At 42.5% G+C, this 15356-nt stretch carries 13 protein-coding genes and 4 pseudogenes; 6 read left to right on the forward strand and 11 right to left on the reverse strand.

Annotated elements, in window-relative coordinates; translation table 11 throughout:
- Positions 1 to 91: 91 nt before the first annotated feature.
- From Xmir_RS20650 to xerC, 3 genes and pseudogenes are all read left to right on the forward strand, one after another.
- Positions 92 to 196, forward strand: a pseudogene (locus tag Xmir_RS20650) (transposase); the annotation flags it as partial.
- Positions 196 to 2565, forward strand: a complete 2370-nt coding sequence (locus Xmir_RS20655) for a toprim domain-containing protein (RefSeq protein ID WP_099115906.1) — start codon at positions 196 to 198, stop codon at positions 2563 to 2565. The pseudogene Xmir_RS20650 and the gene Xmir_RS20655, both read left to right, overlap by 1 nt.
- 217 nt (positions 2566 to 2782) lie before the next feature.
- A complete protein-coding gene (gene xerC, locus Xmir_RS20660; RefSeq protein ID WP_099115907.1) occupies positions 2783 to 3829 on the forward strand; it encodes a site-specific tyrosine recombinase XerC in 1047 nt (348 codons plus the stop codon).
- Positions 3830 to 4030: 201 nt separating this feature from the next.
- Here xerC and Xmir_RS20670 read toward each other — a convergent pair.
- Positions 4031 to 4708: pseudogene (locus tag Xmir_RS20670) on the reverse strand (ISNCY family transposase); the annotation flags it as partial.
- Positions 4709 to 4820: 112 nt separating this feature from the next.
- Here Xmir_RS20670 and traD point away from each other — a divergent pair.
- The 3 genes and pseudogenes from traD to Xmir_RS20685 all read left to right on the forward strand — a co-directional run.
- Positions 4821 to 5954, forward strand: a pseudogene (gene traD / locus Xmir_RS20675) (conjugative transfer system coupling protein TraD); the annotation flags it as partial.
- 9 nt (positions 5955 to 5963) lie between these two features.
- Positions 5964 to 6686 (forward strand): TIGR03747 family integrating conjugative element membrane protein, encoded by a 723-nt coding sequence (locus Xmir_RS20680; protein ID WP_099115908.1) that lies wholly within the window; start codon positions 5964 to 5966, stop codon positions 6684 to 6686.
- A 122-nt stretch (positions 6687 to 6808) separates the two neighbouring features.
- Positions 6809 to 7630, forward strand: a complete 822-nt coding sequence (locus Xmir_RS20685; protein WP_099115909.1) for an AraC family transcriptional regulator — start codon at positions 6809 to 6811, stop codon at positions 7628 to 7630.
- Positions 7631 to 7675: 45 nt separating this feature from the next.
- On the opposite strand, the gene Xmir_RS20690 is transcribed toward Xmir_RS20685, so the two are convergent.
- From Xmir_RS20690 to Xmir_RS20735, 10 genes and pseudogenes are all read right to left on the reverse strand, one after another.
- On the reverse strand, positions 7676 to 8266 hold the full coding sequence (locus Xmir_RS20690; protein ID WP_099115910.1) for a LysE family translocator: 591 nt from the start codon (positions 8264 to 8266) through the stop codon (positions 7676 to 7678).
- A gap of 14 nt (positions 8267 to 8280) precedes the next feature.
- Complete coding sequence (locus Xmir_RS20695; RefSeq protein WP_099115911.1) at positions 8281 to 9045, reverse strand: thioesterase II family protein; 765 nt, start codon at positions 9043 to 9045, stop codon at positions 8281 to 8283.
- On the reverse strand, positions 9045 to 9440 hold the full coding sequence (locus Xmir_RS20700) for a cupin domain-containing protein (protein ID WP_099115912.1): 396 nt from the start codon (positions 9438 to 9440) through the stop codon (positions 9045 to 9047). Before Xmir_RS20700 ends, Xmir_RS20695 begins: the two co-directional genes overlap by 1 nt.
- 12 nt (positions 9441 to 9452) lie before the next feature.
- Positions 9453 to 10064, reverse strand: coding sequence for a LysE family translocator (locus Xmir_RS20705; protein ID WP_099115913.1), 612 nt, complete (start codon positions 10062 to 10064; stop codon positions 9453 to 9455).
- A gap of 119 nt (positions 10065 to 10183) precedes the next feature.
- Positions 10184 to 10390, reverse strand: coding sequence for a phosphopantetheine-binding protein (locus Xmir_RS20710; RefSeq protein ID WP_099115914.1), 207 nt, complete (start codon positions 10388 to 10390; stop codon positions 10184 to 10186).
- A 19-nt stretch (positions 10391 to 10409) separates the two neighbouring features.
- Positions 10410 to 11342 carry a chlorinating enzyme gene (locus tag Xmir_RS20715; RefSeq protein ID WP_099115915.1) on the reverse strand — a complete coding sequence of 311 codons (933 nt, stop codon included), beginning with the start codon at positions 11340 to 11342 and terminating at the stop codon, positions 10410 to 10412.
- Between the two features lie 32 nt (positions 11343 to 11374).
- The gene (locus tag Xmir_RS20720; RefSeq protein WP_099115916.1) at positions 11375 to 12922 is read right to left on the reverse strand and encodes an amino acid adenylation domain-containing protein; all 1548 of its coding nucleotides are present in this window, start codon (positions 12920 to 12922) and stop codon (positions 11375 to 11377) included.
- Between the two features lie 33 nt (positions 12923 to 12955).
- Positions 12956 to 13957 carry a 4-hydroxy-2-oxovalerate aldolase gene (gene dmpG, locus Xmir_RS20725; protein ID WP_099115917.1) on the reverse strand — a complete coding sequence of 334 codons (1002 nt, stop codon included), beginning with the start codon at positions 13955 to 13957 and terminating at the stop codon, positions 12956 to 12958.
- Positions 13954 to 14745 carry an acetaldehyde dehydrogenase (acetylating) gene (locus Xmir_RS20730; RefSeq protein ID WP_208620465.1) on the reverse strand — a complete coding sequence of 264 codons (792 nt, stop codon included), beginning with the start codon at positions 14743 to 14745 and terminating at the stop codon, positions 13954 to 13956. The genes dmpG and Xmir_RS20730 overlap by 4 nt, the downstream gene beginning before the upstream one ends.
- A gap of 387 nt (positions 14746 to 15132) precedes the next feature.
- Positions 15133 to 15270 (reverse strand): annotated as a pseudogene (locus Xmir_RS20735) (transposase); the annotation flags it as partial.
- Between the last annotated feature and the right edge of the window lie 86 nt (positions 15271 to 15356).

The raw sequence follows: 15356 nt of genomic DNA on the forward strand, positions 1-15356 counted from the left end.
ATGGCGCGGGCAAATAAGTCCTTTATGACGCCGGATATATGGTAGCAAACCGTATCGACTCAATGCTTGCACAACCGGGGGCGTCCATATATGGTTTTACGGTTTCAAATTACATTTGATTGTTAACCATCAGGGCGAAATTCTGGCACTGAAAGTCACTGCGGGTAATGTGGATGATAGGGAATCGGTTCGCGAATGAGCAAAAGAATTAATGGGTATTCTTACTGTCACCATACGTTGCTGAATGCGACGGAAGCGCAAGCGTATCTGTCCAAACGGCGGCTCAATCATCCTGAGCTGGTCAGTCATTTTAAACTGGGTTTTGCCAACCGAACACTGGCTTACCGCCTGCCGCCCAGTAAGCAAAAGGCCGGGGCGGAGATCCGCCGCCGTCTGCAAGCGGTTGGCGTGCTGCGGGAGAACGGGCGGGAGCACCTGCGCGGTTCGCTGGTTGTGCCGGTGATGGATGCGCAGGGGCAAATCCACGAACTGTATGGACGCATGATCAGTGATGATCTGCGGGCGTCGGTTGTCCGCCATCTGTACCTGCCGGGCACCCATCAAGGGGTCTGGAATGCCGCGGCGCTGGGGGTGTCCAAGACGCTGATCCTGTGTGAATCATTGATCGATGCGATGTCGTTCTGGGTGACGGGGCAGAGAAATGTCACGGCGGCCTATGGTGTGCATGGCGTCACAGCTGATCACTGGCAGGTCTTTGAGCAGCACGGCATTAAGCAGGTGCTGATCGCCTTTGATAATGATACGGCAGGCAATGATGCGGCCGTGAAACTGGCGGCAGCGCTGGTTGCCAAAGGGATCACGCCGCTGCGTGTGGTGTTCCCGCCGGGCATGGATGCCAATAGCTATCTGTGTCAGGTTGCTGAGCCAGAAGCTGCCTTTGCCCTGCTGCTTGAGAGTGCCGTACCGATGCAGGATGCCGCAGATATGGTGGCACTTGAGCGCCAGACACCTGAGCCGGATACCGCGCCAGAACCCGCTTCCCCTTTAGCCGCTGAACCCGCGCCCAGCGTGACGCCGAATGTGGTGTGTGAGTCCGGTGATCATGGCGAGCTGCTTATCTCAGTCGGGACACTGCAATGGTGTCTGCGTGGGCTGGGCGCGGTGAAAGCGGGATCGGTCGCCATGAAGATCAATGCACAGGTACTGGACACGCAAAGCGGCGTGTTGTTCGCCGACGGGGTTGATCTGATGAGCGGGCGTTCACGCAACAGTTACGCCCGCATGGCCGCCGCTGAGCTGGGCTTGACCGAAGGTGACCTCCGGCGGGCACTGAGTCAGGTGTTACTGGCGGTCGAGCAGTGGCAGCAGCAGGGCGGCGCGGCCTCCGTCGTCAACGCACCGAAAATGAGCGACACCGAACAGGCAGCAGCACTGGCCTTGCTGCAAGATCCGACTCTGACGGTGCGTATTACCGCTGATCTAGCGGCCTGTGGGGTTGTCGGTGAATCCACTAACTTACTGGCAGGCTTTTTGGCGGCAGTGAGCCGCAAACTGCCCAAACCCTTAGCCGTCCTGATCCAGAGCAGCAGCGCCGCCGGAAAATCTTCGCTGATGGATGCCGTACTGAACCTGATGCCGGAAGAAGAGCGTATCCAGTACAGCGCCATGACCGGGCAAAGCCTGTTCTATCTGGGTGAAACCAATCTCCAGCACAAGATATTAGCTATTGCCGAAGAAGAAGGGGTGCGGCAGGCCGCCTATGCGCTCAAGCTGTTGCAGTCAGACGGCGAGCTGACAATGGCGAGCACGGGCAAGGATGAAGCGACCGGAAACCTCGTGACCAAAAGTTACACCGTGAAAGGCCCGGTAATGCTGATGCTCACCACGACGGCTATCGATGTGGATGAAGAACTGCTGAACCGTTGTCTGGTGCTGGCGGTGAACGAGTCGCGCGAACAAACCGAAGCGATCCATGCCTTACAACGCCAGAAGCAGACACTTGAAGGCTTACTGGCTGAGAACGAGCGCGATTACCTGACCCAGCTTCACCAGAACGCCCAGCGGTTGCTGAAACCACTGAATGTGGTGAATCCGTATGCGCACCAACTGACCTTTATGTCAGACAAAACCCGTACCCGCCGTGACCACATGAAATATCTCACCCTGATCCAGAGTATTGCCCTGTTGCACCAGTATCAGCGGGAAATCAAAACAGCGGAACATCGCGGGAAAACGTTGGAATATATCGAAGTGACCCAAGATGATATCCGGCTCGCTAATCAGTTGGCGCATGAGATCTTAGGCCGGACGCTGGACGAGATGCCGCCGCAGACACGCAAACTGTTATTGCTGATCCAGCAGATGGCGAACGACATGGCAGAGACCGGGCAGCAAACGTTACGGGAAGTTCGCTTTACCCGGCGGGATATCCGTGCTTACACGAACTGGAGCGATAGCCAACTTAAGCTGCATTGCCAGCGCCTGAGTGACATGGAGTATCTGCTGATCCACGGCGGCAGTCGCGGGCATCTGTTGCAATACGAACTGCTCTGGGATGGTGACGGCGACAGTGCATACTTAAGCGGCCTGATCGTCCCTGTATGATCCTCGCAAGTCTGGGCAGAACGGATGTAAGTCTATACCAAGTCTGCCCCAAGTCGGGGCCAAGTCTGGACAGTCAAAACAGCCCTAAAGCCCCAACCAGACAGGGTTAAGCACCCGCAAGTCTGACAAAACGAAAAATCACTGTTCCGGCAACACAATAAAACCCCCTCTCATACCGTACTGCTGGATAACGCCCACGACTGAAAGGAAAATCCGAATGACGACCTCACACGACAGCACGCTTATGACACTGAGCCAGCAACTGGAAGCCTGGCTGGACGTCCGGGCATTGCAGGGAAGCAGCCCCAAAACACTGGAAACCTATCGTGCTCAACTGCGCCCCTTCATCGAATGGTGCGAACAGCGGGCAGTTCACTATGCCCCACAGGTCTCCCTGCCCCTGCTGGAGAGCTGGCAGCGTTATCTGCGCAGTTACCGTAAACCGGATGGGCAACTTTACAGCAATAACAGCCAGCGCGAGCGGTTGAGCACATTGCGGCTATGGTTCCGCCACTTATTACAGCGCCATCACATTCTCTACAATCCGGCGGAATTACTGGTATTACCCAAAGAAGAGAAACGCCTGCCCGCACAGGTTTTAAGCGAAAGTGAAACGGAGCAGGTGCTGGAAAGTCTGGATACGCAGACGCCGCTGGGCTTGCGTAACCGGGCAATACTGGAAATCCTCTGGAGCAGTGGCATCCGGCGCGGGGAGCTGCGCCATCTGCGGCTGAACGATATCGACTTCGGACGGGGTGCCGTGATGGTGCGGCAGGGTAAAGGCCACAAAGACAGGGTTATTCCCATCGGGGAGCGGGCGCTGGGCTGGCTGGAACGTTATCTTGCGAATGCGCGGTCACAGTTAACAATCCGTTACGACAGCGGACACTTGTTCATCACGAAATGGGGCAAACCCATTAGTCCGGGGATGTTGACGCAAATCGCCGCAGAAGCCATCCGGGAGCAGGCACAGCTTGACAAACCGGGCGTATGTCACCTGTTCCGGCACTCAATGGCTACGCAAATGCTGGACAACGGGGCAGATATCCGCCATATCCAGGCGATGCTGGGACATGAGAAGCTCAATACGACACAGATCTATACGCGGGTCGCCATCAAACAGCTCAAACAGGTGCACAGCCAGACACATCCGGCAGAGCGTGACTCTCAGAAAATAGCAACATCGTCGCATCAGAAAGCTGCTCAGGCCGTGCCAGCGGAGAGCTTAACATCGAACGAACCCTCAGAACACCGGACAGCCTGACAGTCCCCGTTGAGTCTGCTGGGATCGGAGTGGGGGCAGACCGTGGCCGGACTGCCCGTCAGCCTCGGTGTCTGCGGGGGTACGTGGGCAATGGCCGGCCTGAGCCATCGTGTCCCCGTTAACAATGTGCCGGCCGCCCAAAGCCCACTCAACATAATGTAAGGGAATTATACGCCCCTCACCGGGCGGCTCCGCTGCCCGAATCAACCCCGTACAGCGGTTCCCTGTTATGGCGCCGTTTGGATGATTAACGCGAAAAACACCGTGTTTATCACTGTAGAATGCCAGAGGTTTTCCATGCTTTTCAATGTATTCCCGCGTTGCCAACATATAATCAAAGGCTGATTCTGTCTCACCAAAGCGCAGGTGCATTAAGCGCCCAGTCGCATCATCAACAAACACCAGTAAGCAACATTTTGGCGCTCGACCTTCAAACCAATCATGGTGAGAGCCGTCTAGCTGGATCAGTTCTCCAAGGCAATCACGACGACTACGAGGCTGATAAACACGAGGTTTTCGCCGAACATAAGGGACCCAGAGACCATCGGCAATCATCCATTTTCTGATGGTTTCAACAGAAACAATAATATTATATTTTTCATGAAGTTTTTCGGCTGCGAGTGTTGGTCCAAAATCACTGTAATTCTGATGAAGTAGCGCCATAACACGAAGTTTAAAAGCGTCAGGAAAGCAGTGATTGCCTTGTTTTCCACGCTGTGCATGAGCCAGCCCTGAAATACCCAATTCGCGATACCGGTTAACAAGCCGTTGTATCTGTCGCTCGGTCAAATTGAGTTGAGATGCGGCGTCGCGGCGTCGTAATCGTTTTTCACAAACAGCTTGAATAACATTGATCCTACTTAATTCTTTATCCGACATAGTCACTAACATCCGAATGTCCTTATCGAAACAAAAGGTTTTATCCTTTATGCCTCAAAAAGTGACATTTCTAAATTGCTAAAAAGTGACATTACTATATTGGTGTAATACGGATTACACGCTGATCACGCGTTATGTTAATAATATCAGTGAACTGTATCAGTTGTATGCCACCAAAGTGATGGCAGACCGGCAGCCCGCCCTGCTGGAACAAATCAATCAATATCTCGGTAAACTGAAAGAAAAAGACATCCCGCGCAATATGCAGGGACAGCCGGATGCGTTCCGGCTCTGGGCGATAGAAGTGACGCTGAGTTCAGACGCAGGCAAGCAACTCTATGACCCGATCCTGGATGGATTACGTTCTGCCGTGCGTTATGACCGTACCTATTTTGATAAAATTGTCGTCTCCCTGCTGCCTTTATTGGAAAAACTGACCACCGGCAAAATTTCAGAACTGTTATCACCGGATTATCTCAATATGGCCGATTTACGCCCGATTTTCGACTGGGAGCAGGTGATCCGTAAGAACGGGATTGTTTATATCGGGCTGGATGCGTTATCTGACAGTGATGTGGCTTCAGCAGTAGGCAACAGCATGTTTGCCGATTTGGTCAGTGTGGCCGGGCAGATTTATAAATACGGCATGAATGCCGGATTGCCGGTTCGCCATGACGGGGAGCTCGCGATTAACCTGCACTGTGACGAATTCAACGAGCTGATGGGGGATGAATTTATCCCGCTGATCAATAAAGGTGGCGGCGCGGGCATGCAGGTGACGGCCTATACCCAAACCTCCTCCGATATCGAAGCCCGTATCGGCAGCCCGGCCAAAACCGCACAGGTGATAGGTAACTTCAATACCCTGATTATGCTGCGGGTACGGGATAACCGGACGGCAGAGTTGCTCACCAGCCAATTGCCCGAAGTGGAAATCTACAGTAAGACACTGGTCTCCGGGCATTCCGATATTGCCGATGTCGAACAGGGACAGGATTTTACCTCGTCCACGCAGGACCGGGTCGGCACAGTCAAAACACCGCTGGTGACGCCGGCTGAAATGATTAACTTACCGAAAGGGCAGGCGTTTGCACTCTTGGAGGGCGGGCAGTTGTGGAAAATTCGCATGCCGTTGCCAACCGGGGATGACGATGATGCCCTGATGCCGGCCAATTTGCAGAAAATCGCCGAGCATATGCGGCGGCACTACCGCACCCGTGAAAACTGGTGGGAAGAGAAGGGGTAATTTCACGTCATAGCACAGTCAGAAAATCAATCCCGCCCCGCTTCCCAACCGCCCCGCAAGCATGGATTACTGTATCGTGTACTATGGGAATGGCCGTGGCAGCTTATTGGGTTTGTTGTTATGTCGTGGCTATTCAGTCTGTTACTGGAATACCTCGGCATGACTTTTGTTTGGCCGGAACAGGGCGCCTCTCACAGTCAGAACATGATGAAAACGGAGCTGCAATTTTTATCCACGGAATTTACCCAGAGCCTGCTGTTGTCAGAACCTACCCAAACGGTCTCTGACGGTCTGGCGCAGGCGTATCAATGGATTTTTGTCGACAGTGGTTTTATGCCCTGGATACAGGGGCAGCAACGCTATCAGCTCAATAGCCGTAATGATTTCATGCGAGAATTCAATACGGTATTACAGGAGGTATCGGGTTATTTGCGGGAATATGGGCTGGCAACCGTGTTTATCACGATGGTGACGTTAATCCGGTTAGCCATTCTGGTGTTATCCGTTCCGCTGTTTGTGATGGTGGTGTTAGTTGCGCTGGTTGACGGGCTGGGACGGCGGGATTTACGCCGTTATGGCGCAGGGTATGAATCGAGTTTTGTTTATCACCATGCCAAACGGGGGATTAAACCCGCCTGTACTGTTCCCTATAGTAGTTTACTTGCTTTTCACACCAAAATCCACAACCGCTATGTTGCGCAACGTATACCACTGAGCGTGACGTTCCCGTAACCAATTCACTTCTTAACTACCCGATCATTACTCCATATAGGGTATTGTAATTCGAATAGGGGTTTATTAAAAATAGTGGTTTCTTTAATTATTTTACAATATAACTGTCATATGGAGTTAATATGCATGGATTGGCTACATCACGAGATTGGGTATACAGGTCACCCGAGACTAGGAAAGTCGAAAGAATAGAAGCTTATTTTTTAAATCATGCCTATTCCCCTCACAGACACGACACCTATGCAATTGGAAAAACCTTGTTTGGGGTCCAAAGTTTTCACTATCGTGGGCGCATGCAACACAGCCTTCCAGGTAACACTATTGTATTACATCCTGATGAAATTCATGATGGCGAGGCTGGGACGAGTGCTGGTTTCCATTATCAAATGGTATATATCGAACCATCAATGATACAAGAAATAATAAAGGGAAAGCCATTGCCATTTATAAAAAATGGAATAACCAAAGATCCTAATATTTTTAGAGCAACACACGCATTACTACAAAATATGGATTTCAAAATAGATCCCATGGAGGAAGATGATGCTCTTTATGATTTGGTTATCTCATTAGTTGAATCAAGTGGAACTCCTTTAAATAGAAAGAGAAATTTTGATTATTTCGCTGCGGAAAGAGCAAGAGAGTATATTCATTCAAATTTAGATAAAAATGTAACATTAGATGAACTTGAACGCAACACAAATCGTGATCGCTGGAGTCTTTCGAGAGATTTCAGGTTACTATTCGGAACCAGTCCTCATAGATATATGACAATGCGAAGGTTAGATGTAGTAAAATCCTGTCTAATTGTTGGAGAGTCCATTACTGATGCTGCATTGATCGCTGGCTTCTTCGATCAAAGTCATATGGCAAAACATTTCACAAAAACATTTGGAATAACACCGTCACATTGGAAAAATTTAAATAAAGCGAAGTATATTTAAATAAATTAATTTGCGCCCTTTTTTTGACAGGGCGCTTTAGAATCATTACTCCAATAAAGATAAAAACAAAATACAACTGAACACCATAAGAATAACAGAAGCGATTCTATATATTATGAACAATAAATTTTTAGATGATTGTTTCCTTATAGCCCCACCTAATGAAATCCATAAGAAACCGATAGGAATCACAATCATGATAAATAGCAATATGAAAAAAGCGAATTCATTTATACTATCAAATGAGTATTTCGGTATAAATAAACTAACAAACAAAATAGCTTTTGGATTTAGCGCTGAAGCTAAGACCATCTGTAGGAATGAGATTTTATGTTCATAATATGAAGTCCGACCATATGACCATACCTTAGTTGCCAAATAAAATATATAAAATGAACATAAAACCTTAATGATTTCTGGAATCCAATGCACACCTTTAGGGATAGTAGATAGAGATATCCCCCAAATTCCGATTGCCGTAATATAACCAAAAACCTCAGCAATAATTAAAGGTGATGCTTTAACAACACCATTTTTCAACCCTGAAACCAATAGCAATGTATTAGTTGGACCAGGAATTAAAAGAACAAAACTAATTCCTGTTATCATTGTTAAAGTAGAATTTACCAAAATCATATTCAGCTCCACATCTAACTTAGTTTTGCCTTTTCAAATGAAACAATATCATTCAATAATCCATAAAATTCAATAGGGTTTTCATTCATGAAGAAATGCCCCCCGGGCAAGATAAAAGACTTAAACTCACCACTTGTACATCTCTTCCATCCTTGCAACTTTTCAATTGAAACAGAAGGGTCAGCATTCCCACCAATAGCATAGATAGGGATATTTACCATTTTATCTTCAGGCTCAATAATGCTTGAAGATAAAATAAAATCGCTACGCAGTAATTTTAAAGCCATTGCGCGAATTTCAGAATCATTAAAGGTAGTACGTGAAACACCTCCTAAAGAAAGAATATATTCAATGAAGTCTTTCTCAGATAAATGAGTAAGAGATTCATTATCAATTTTTTTGCTAGGAGGAGTTCTAGCACAACATATTAGAGATAAAATTTTATTATCCCTGACAATTTTTGAACATTCTACTATAGTTTTATATGCTAATGCTGCACCTAAGCTATATCCAAAAAAGATAGAAGGGCAATTAAGTAATGGTAACAATTCTGGTAATAAATCACTGATTAAAATATCTGCATCTAAGCATGGTTCTTCACCATATCTACTTTCTCGACCAGGTAAGTGAACTGGGCAAATTTCAACATCGGAATCAAAGAGTTCGTGCCACAAACGATATGATGAAGCGCCTCCACCTCCAAATGGAAAACAAATAATTCGAAGTCGAATTTTTTTAACATCATCAAAATGTGAAATCCATTTTTTTTTCTGCATCATTATTTGGAACCATTCTTTGTTGATGAAAAATAATAATTCCCTGTTGGAAGTTTCCAATCTTCACGTGTAGGAGTAAAAATATCGAAGTCAATTGTGTCTTCAATACATGTTGCATTATGTGGAATATTAGCAGGTAAATGTAAAACATCACCTAACTTTAAATCAACCACATGCTCTAAATTTTCACCATACTGAAACCGAATGTGACCAGTTAATATCCAAGTAAATTGTTCATTTGGATGAGAGTGTGTTTGAACACAAGCACCGGATTTCATATAAAGTTTAACAATAGTTAATTCGTCACCATGAATAACTTGTCTTTCTATAGATTCTGAAACATTCTCTCTTGGTATATCATCCCAATTAACCAAGAAATTTTTAAAGATGGAGGACATGATGCACATACCTTATATTAAGTTAACGCCGACAAAAAAATCATATGCCATAAAAATGGCAACAATAGCCAGCAGAGCACCCATTACTTTATTTAGAAGATTAAGCCAAGAATCACTTTTTATCTGTTTACCAATAACTGCTCCAAAGAATGAGTAAAGTCCAGGTGCTCCTGCTCCACCAATTGAAATCAATACCGATACTAAAAATATCATTGATCCTGTAACATGAGCAGCAGGATACATAACCGTAGTGACAGGTAAGACTACAAGTACACCTTTGGGATTTAATGCTTGAATTAAAAAACCATTCCAAAACGTGAGGGTTCTATCAGATCCTGCGCTTCCCTCTCCTTTATTCAACTGTATATTAGATGTCACCATTTTAAATGAAAGGTAAAATGTATATAAAGCCCCAAGCAACGAAATATAAGGAAGATACTTATGAGAGACAATAGCTTCTCCTGCATATCCCAACAATATAAATAATGTTAACATTGCACAACCCACACCAATAAAAAAACCAATTGTTTTTTTAAATTGACCTATTAGACCTGCATTCATGCCCATAAAGTTAACAGGGCCAGGGCTATACATTACACCAAGCGTATAAAGAAATATTTCCATAAAACCTCTCTAAGTTAACAAATCAAATAAATAACATTTAATTTATAAATAGAATACTACCCAGAAAAAAATTGCAACTTGCATGTGTGTTGAGCATGACAAGCCGCAATTTTCATGCATTATTTTATGTGGTTATATAAACTTTCCACTGTCAAATACCTGAATAAACTATCCATCGGAACATCTAAATTCAATTCTGATATAAATCTTTTTCTTATCTTAGTCATAATTAAAGAGTGTCCTCCAACATAATAAAAATCGTCTTGCTCTGTTAATTCTGGATAATTGAGTTCTTCCGAATATATTTTTTTAATTTTATCTTTCATGATTTAACCTTTTATTAATCTAAAATTTAGCGCCACGATTATTAGTAGTTCTGATTTTATTGTGTTCGTATCGATCCTCACCACTGACTAAAACTGTTGCATAGTTTTCAAGATTGAACGTTTCACCGTGAGCATTATAAGAATCTAGATTTGGATAAACTCTGACATGTGTAGGTACATATCGGCCAGAAATTGCCAAACGAGTTTCCCTGTCAGTAATATTAGGATGAGATGCATGAGCACATGATGCTGTAAAAATAACGCATTCACCTGCATTAAGTTCCATATCGACGGGGTTAGCACCTTCTGGGTCCCAGGAGGGATCAACCTTAAACTCGGAAAAATCATAACCAAAGAAACCCGTATCTGTTTCCATATGGCTATAGTCACCTGAGCGACCAGTTTGTACATTCTTTTTCTCATCATAATAATACTTATAATGAGAACCTGGCAAAAATCGCATGCAAGCAGTTTCGATTTTTGCTGGAGTAAATGCAGTCCAAACCGTTAAATCAATAAATGCGTTCCAACTAGTTTCTGTAGGTACAATTAGAGGATTACCATCAGTATAACTATAGTCACGAACTTGGTGCCATTCGGTTCCAGTTGCACCAGGGAACTTTGCAAACCATTCAGAACGCCAGCAAAGAAGATCTGGACCAAGAATAGCCTTTAAATATTTAACAATTGTTGGATGCATGATATGTTTTGATAGCTCAGGAATATCAAAATGCCTATCATAATTCATATTGTTGTCATACAAAATATGAGAACGGTCATGATTAGCCAATCTGAGTGCTCGTAGAATTTCTCCCGCCTCTTCCGGTTCATAAAGTTTTATTGGTCCAATAAAACCATATTTTTCAAATTTAATGATATCATCTTTAATATCTTCTGGAATTTCTGCATTTTTCGCTAGACCAGTTGTTGAGGCAAAATTATTACTATTCATTATATTTTTCCATTGGTTAGGTTGTCTTAATTTCAAATTATTAAATTCGATAGTGCGATTCTGTTCACTTTCCCATTTGTAGTCAAAGGAAATGAGTCAATCCATTTAAATTTATTTGGAAACATGTGCTTTGGTAATCTATTAATGATGCTATTTTTTATTTTTTTTATTTCCGGCCTTAATGATTCATCCATATCCGTATAAAGAAAAATGCACAATTTTATGTCTGATTCATTTTCATGATATGGAACAACTATGGCTTCTTTAATTTCATTGTTACATGATTTCACGACACTTTCAATATCTGATAAATTTGTAAGGATACCTCTTATCTTTACCTGGTTATCCTTTCTACCAATGCAAATAATTTCTCCATCACACCTTATTCTTGCGAAATCTCCAGTGCGATATGCATTGACGAATTTTGAGTGAATTTTAATTTTTACAAATCTCTCTGAATTTAATTCACTATTATTTACGTAACCAGCACCAATACCATCTCCAGTAATCACCAACTCACCAATATCTCCAATATTAACTGGATTTAGTTCTTCGTCTAAAACATGTATATTACAGTTAGATATCGGTTCACCTAAAGGTATTCCATTCTTCAAGTAAGAACTAAAGTTATTCATAGTATATGACATTGCTACATCGGTACATTCTGCAACACCATATTGGTGAATAAAATTGCAAATTCGGTTTTCATTTTCAGCCCAACTTGAAATTCGAGGAACAGAGAGAGCCTCGCCTCCAATAAATAGATAGCGTAAGGATGGCAAACTATTAATATCCTCCCAAGCTTCAATAATAGAATAAAGAGAACTTGGTGCAAGATGTAATGTTTTTGCATGGTGCTTATTAATCAACTCACCTATTAATATAGGATCAAAGTGTTTACTCTCACTAATAATAAGAGTTGAACCTACATAAAGTGAAGATAACATGCTTCGTTGAGAAATATCAAAGCCAAATGAACTGACTAGTACATTCACAGATTCGCTATCTAACTTGTATTTTTTCTCAAACCAATTTAAAAGATTCGCCCAACCACTATGTTTTACAGTAACAGCTTTAGGTGTACCAGTTGTTCCTGAAGTAAATACAATATAACAGATGTTATCCTCATCCACATTGATAGCCGGATTTTCATTAGAACAACTTTTAATACGGCTAAACAAATCATCTATCAATATGATTTGTTTTTTATCTGACCCAAAGTAATCATACGTTTCGGAATTAGTAATAATATACCTTAAGTTATCTAATTGATTGCTAATAAGAGCTAATCTTTCAGATGGATTCATGGGGTCGAAAGGAACATATGCCGCACCAATTTTTAATATAGCAAGGATGCATACCAACGTATTTATACAAGGATAAAAACAAATTCCAATACTATCGCCTTTTTCAACACCTAAGGCTAGTAGATGATGAGACAATTTATTGGATAATTCATTTAATTCTCTATAAGAGATCGACTCATTACCACGTATTACTGCATTCCTATGTGGCGTCTTAAGAGCTTGCTCCTCAAACATCAAATGAACTAACTTTGGTTGGGAAAAATCTATAGTCATTATTATACTCTTTACTCAATTTTCAGATAGATACTAAAATTTAATATTCGAGAGTTTTATTGCCTCTTCTATGATTATATCTTCCTGACCTGCAATTAAATTTCGCCCTGATAAAGAACGATATAAATCAAATTCGTTTACGTTAAATTCTTTTGCTGCACGTTGAACATGGGGTACATAACCTGAGAATAGCCCATATAATCCACTTGCAATATTAGAAAATTTAATATAAGGAGTTTCATGAGATATAATTTTAATTGCATCAGGTAGTGTTTTAGTAATTATTTCAAATGAGGTGTTTATATCAAAGTGATAACGTTCCAAAACAGCAATTAAATTTTCAAGCTGTGTATTACCAGCTCCAGCGCCAAATCCCATAATACAAGCATCGATAATAGACGCTCCCTCTTCTGCTGCTGCTAAAGAGTTTGCTACAGCCAGGCCTAAATTATTATGAGCATGAAAACCAACCTGTACATTTAAATGGTTAACTAATGCCCTAATTCTTTCCTTGACCATTGTCGGAATATAATACCCAGCACTGTCCATCAAAATAATCCCATCGGCTCCGTACTTTTCCATTAAAGAAGCCTGTTCGATAAGAATTTCGGTGGTAGCCATGTGGGACATCATTAAGACGCCAAAAACCAGTTTGTTATTACTCTTACCCTGTTCTATATATCGCAATGTGGTATTTGCTTCGGTACAATGACTAGCAATTCTTAGAACATCTACTCCAACCGATACAGCATCATCTATGTCAGATGATTTTCCAAAACCAGGGATAAAATGAATTCCTAAAAGTGTTTTTTTTAGCTGACTACGTGCTGCAGCTAACATATCAAGATCACATTCTGCAGAATGACCAAGTAAACTTGATGAGGCCCCTAAGCCATTGCCATGACCAACTTCTACTATATCTAAATGAGATTCTTCAGCTTTCCTTGCATATGCTTTTATCTGTTCGGTTGTCAACTGATGGCGTACAGCATGGTTGCCATCGCGTAAAGTCGAGTCACTGATTAATATCTTCATAAGCAGACCTCATTTTTTAGGTTGAGCTTATATTCTGCAACAGAAATAGCTGCACAATTTATAATGTCTAAATTACCTGCATAAGATGGTAAGTAATCACCACTACCTCTGACACTAACATTAATTATGATTTCATCATTACGAATTATTGGTTCGTACTCCAACTGATAGCCTGGGATATAAGATTGGACAGACTTTATTATTTTTTTTACCTCTTCACTTATTTTTGAAAAACAACCATACTTTGCTTTTACGTATAAAGTCGTTTGCATATATATTTCTGGTTTTGCGGGGTTAATATTCAATATAGCTTTAACTGTTTTAGCACCTGAGAATTTTTTTAATGCCCACTCTGTTGTTGTTATATATTCATCAATATTCTGTCTTGTAGCGAGACCTGCACTTTTGGCAGCAATAGTAGATACGACTTCTATATAATCAATATATTGAGAAAATTTTGATATTGCCCAAGCTATAGGTAAACTGGACTGTCCTCCACAAGTGATTAAATTTATGTTTTGTGCGCTTTTAGTTTCATTTAAATTAATTGCCGGGACGCATAATTTGCCGATTTTTGCTGGGGTTAAATCTATTGCAAATTTATTGTGCTCTGAAAATGTTTTGTTGTGATAGCTATGAGAAATAGCTGATGTTGCATCAAATACTAAATCAAAGTAATCAATATTTTCCTTTATAAATTCAATCCCGTCATATGAAACCTCAACACCTTCGTTTCGAGCTATTTTTATCCCTTCGCTATTCTTATTCCTTCCAACAACGAATGCAATTTCAAATTTGTTATTTTTTTTATTTTATACATTAAGTCTAGTCCAATACTACCGGGGCCGACTATTGCTATCCTTGGTTTTTTCGTTTCTTTATTCATCGAATGGGATATCCTTTAAAAAACTCAAATAACCACTGTTTTTTACAAACCATTTACAGTGGGGGTAGTTCATTTTTTATAATGTTAAACCTCTTCTTTTTATGTGTATTGTATGTTTGTGCAAAGTTGATTAATTGTTAATCTAATGTAGGGAATAACTGGTTTTATTATGCATTTAAATAAGAAAAATTTTAATTTAATACATTGGGTTTTATTTCAATAAAATTTTTTGACTAAATAGAACTTTTGCCAGATTACAAGAGGTTTTGTCGCATGGTCATGCTCGGGTATCGCCATATAAACATCCCGATAACCCTTTTGCTAAAGCCTTGACAAGGTGCCGATCATCCTTGTTTCCTGCGGTTAATTTCACGGCCAAAAGTTCACCGTAATCATTGATAACCAGATGAAGTTTAAAACCATATATGGACGCCCCCGGTTGTGCAAGCATTGAGTCGATACGGTTTGCTACCATATATCCGGCGTCATAAAGGACTTATTTGCCCGCGCCAT

Source organism: Xenorhabdus miraniensis (assembly GCF_002632615.1).

Bases quoted from the DNA above. Each gene is read 5' to 3' on its own strand.
- Xmir_RS20715 (WP_099115915.1), bottom strand. From the start codon at position 11,342: ATGAATAGTAATAATTTTGCCTCAACAACTGGTCTAGCGAAAAATGCA.
- Xmir_RS20710 (WP_099115914.1), bottom strand. From the start codon at position 10,390: ATGAAAGATAAAATTAAAAAAATATATTCGGAAGAACTCAATTATCCA.
- Xmir_RS20685 (WP_099115909.1), top strand. From the start codon at position 6,809: ATGCATGGATTGGCTACATCACGAGATTGGGTATACAGGTCACCCGAG.
- Xmir_RS20700 (WP_099115912.1), bottom strand. From the start codon at position 9,440: ATGTCCTCCATCTTTAAAAATTTCTTGGTTAATTGGGATGATATACCA.
- Xmir_RS20655 (WP_099115906.1), top strand. From the start codon at position 196: ATGAGCAAAAGAATTAATGGGTATTCTTACTGTCACCATACGTTGCTG.
- Xmir_RS20705 (WP_099115913.1), bottom strand. From the start codon at position 10,064: ATGGAAATATTTCTTTATACGCTTGGTGTAATGTATAGCCCTGGCCCT.
- dmpG (WP_099115917.1), bottom strand. From the start codon at position 13,957: ATGAAGATATTAATCAGTGACTCGACTTTACGCGATGGCAACCATGCT.
- Xmir_RS20690 (WP_099115910.1), bottom strand. From the start codon at position 8,266: ATGATTTTGGTAAATTCTACTTTAACAATGATAACAGGAATTAGTTTT.
- xerC (WP_099115907.1), top strand. From the start codon at position 2,783: ATGACGACCTCACACGACAGCACGCTTATGACACTGAGCCAGCAACTG.
- Xmir_RS20720 (WP_099115916.1), bottom strand. From the start codon at position 12,922: ATGACTATAGATTTTTCCCAACCAAAGTTAGTTCATTTGATGTTTGAG.
- Xmir_RS20695 (WP_099115911.1), bottom strand. From the start codon at position 9,045: ATGATGCAGAAAAAAAAATGGATTTCACATTTTGATGATGTTAAAAAA.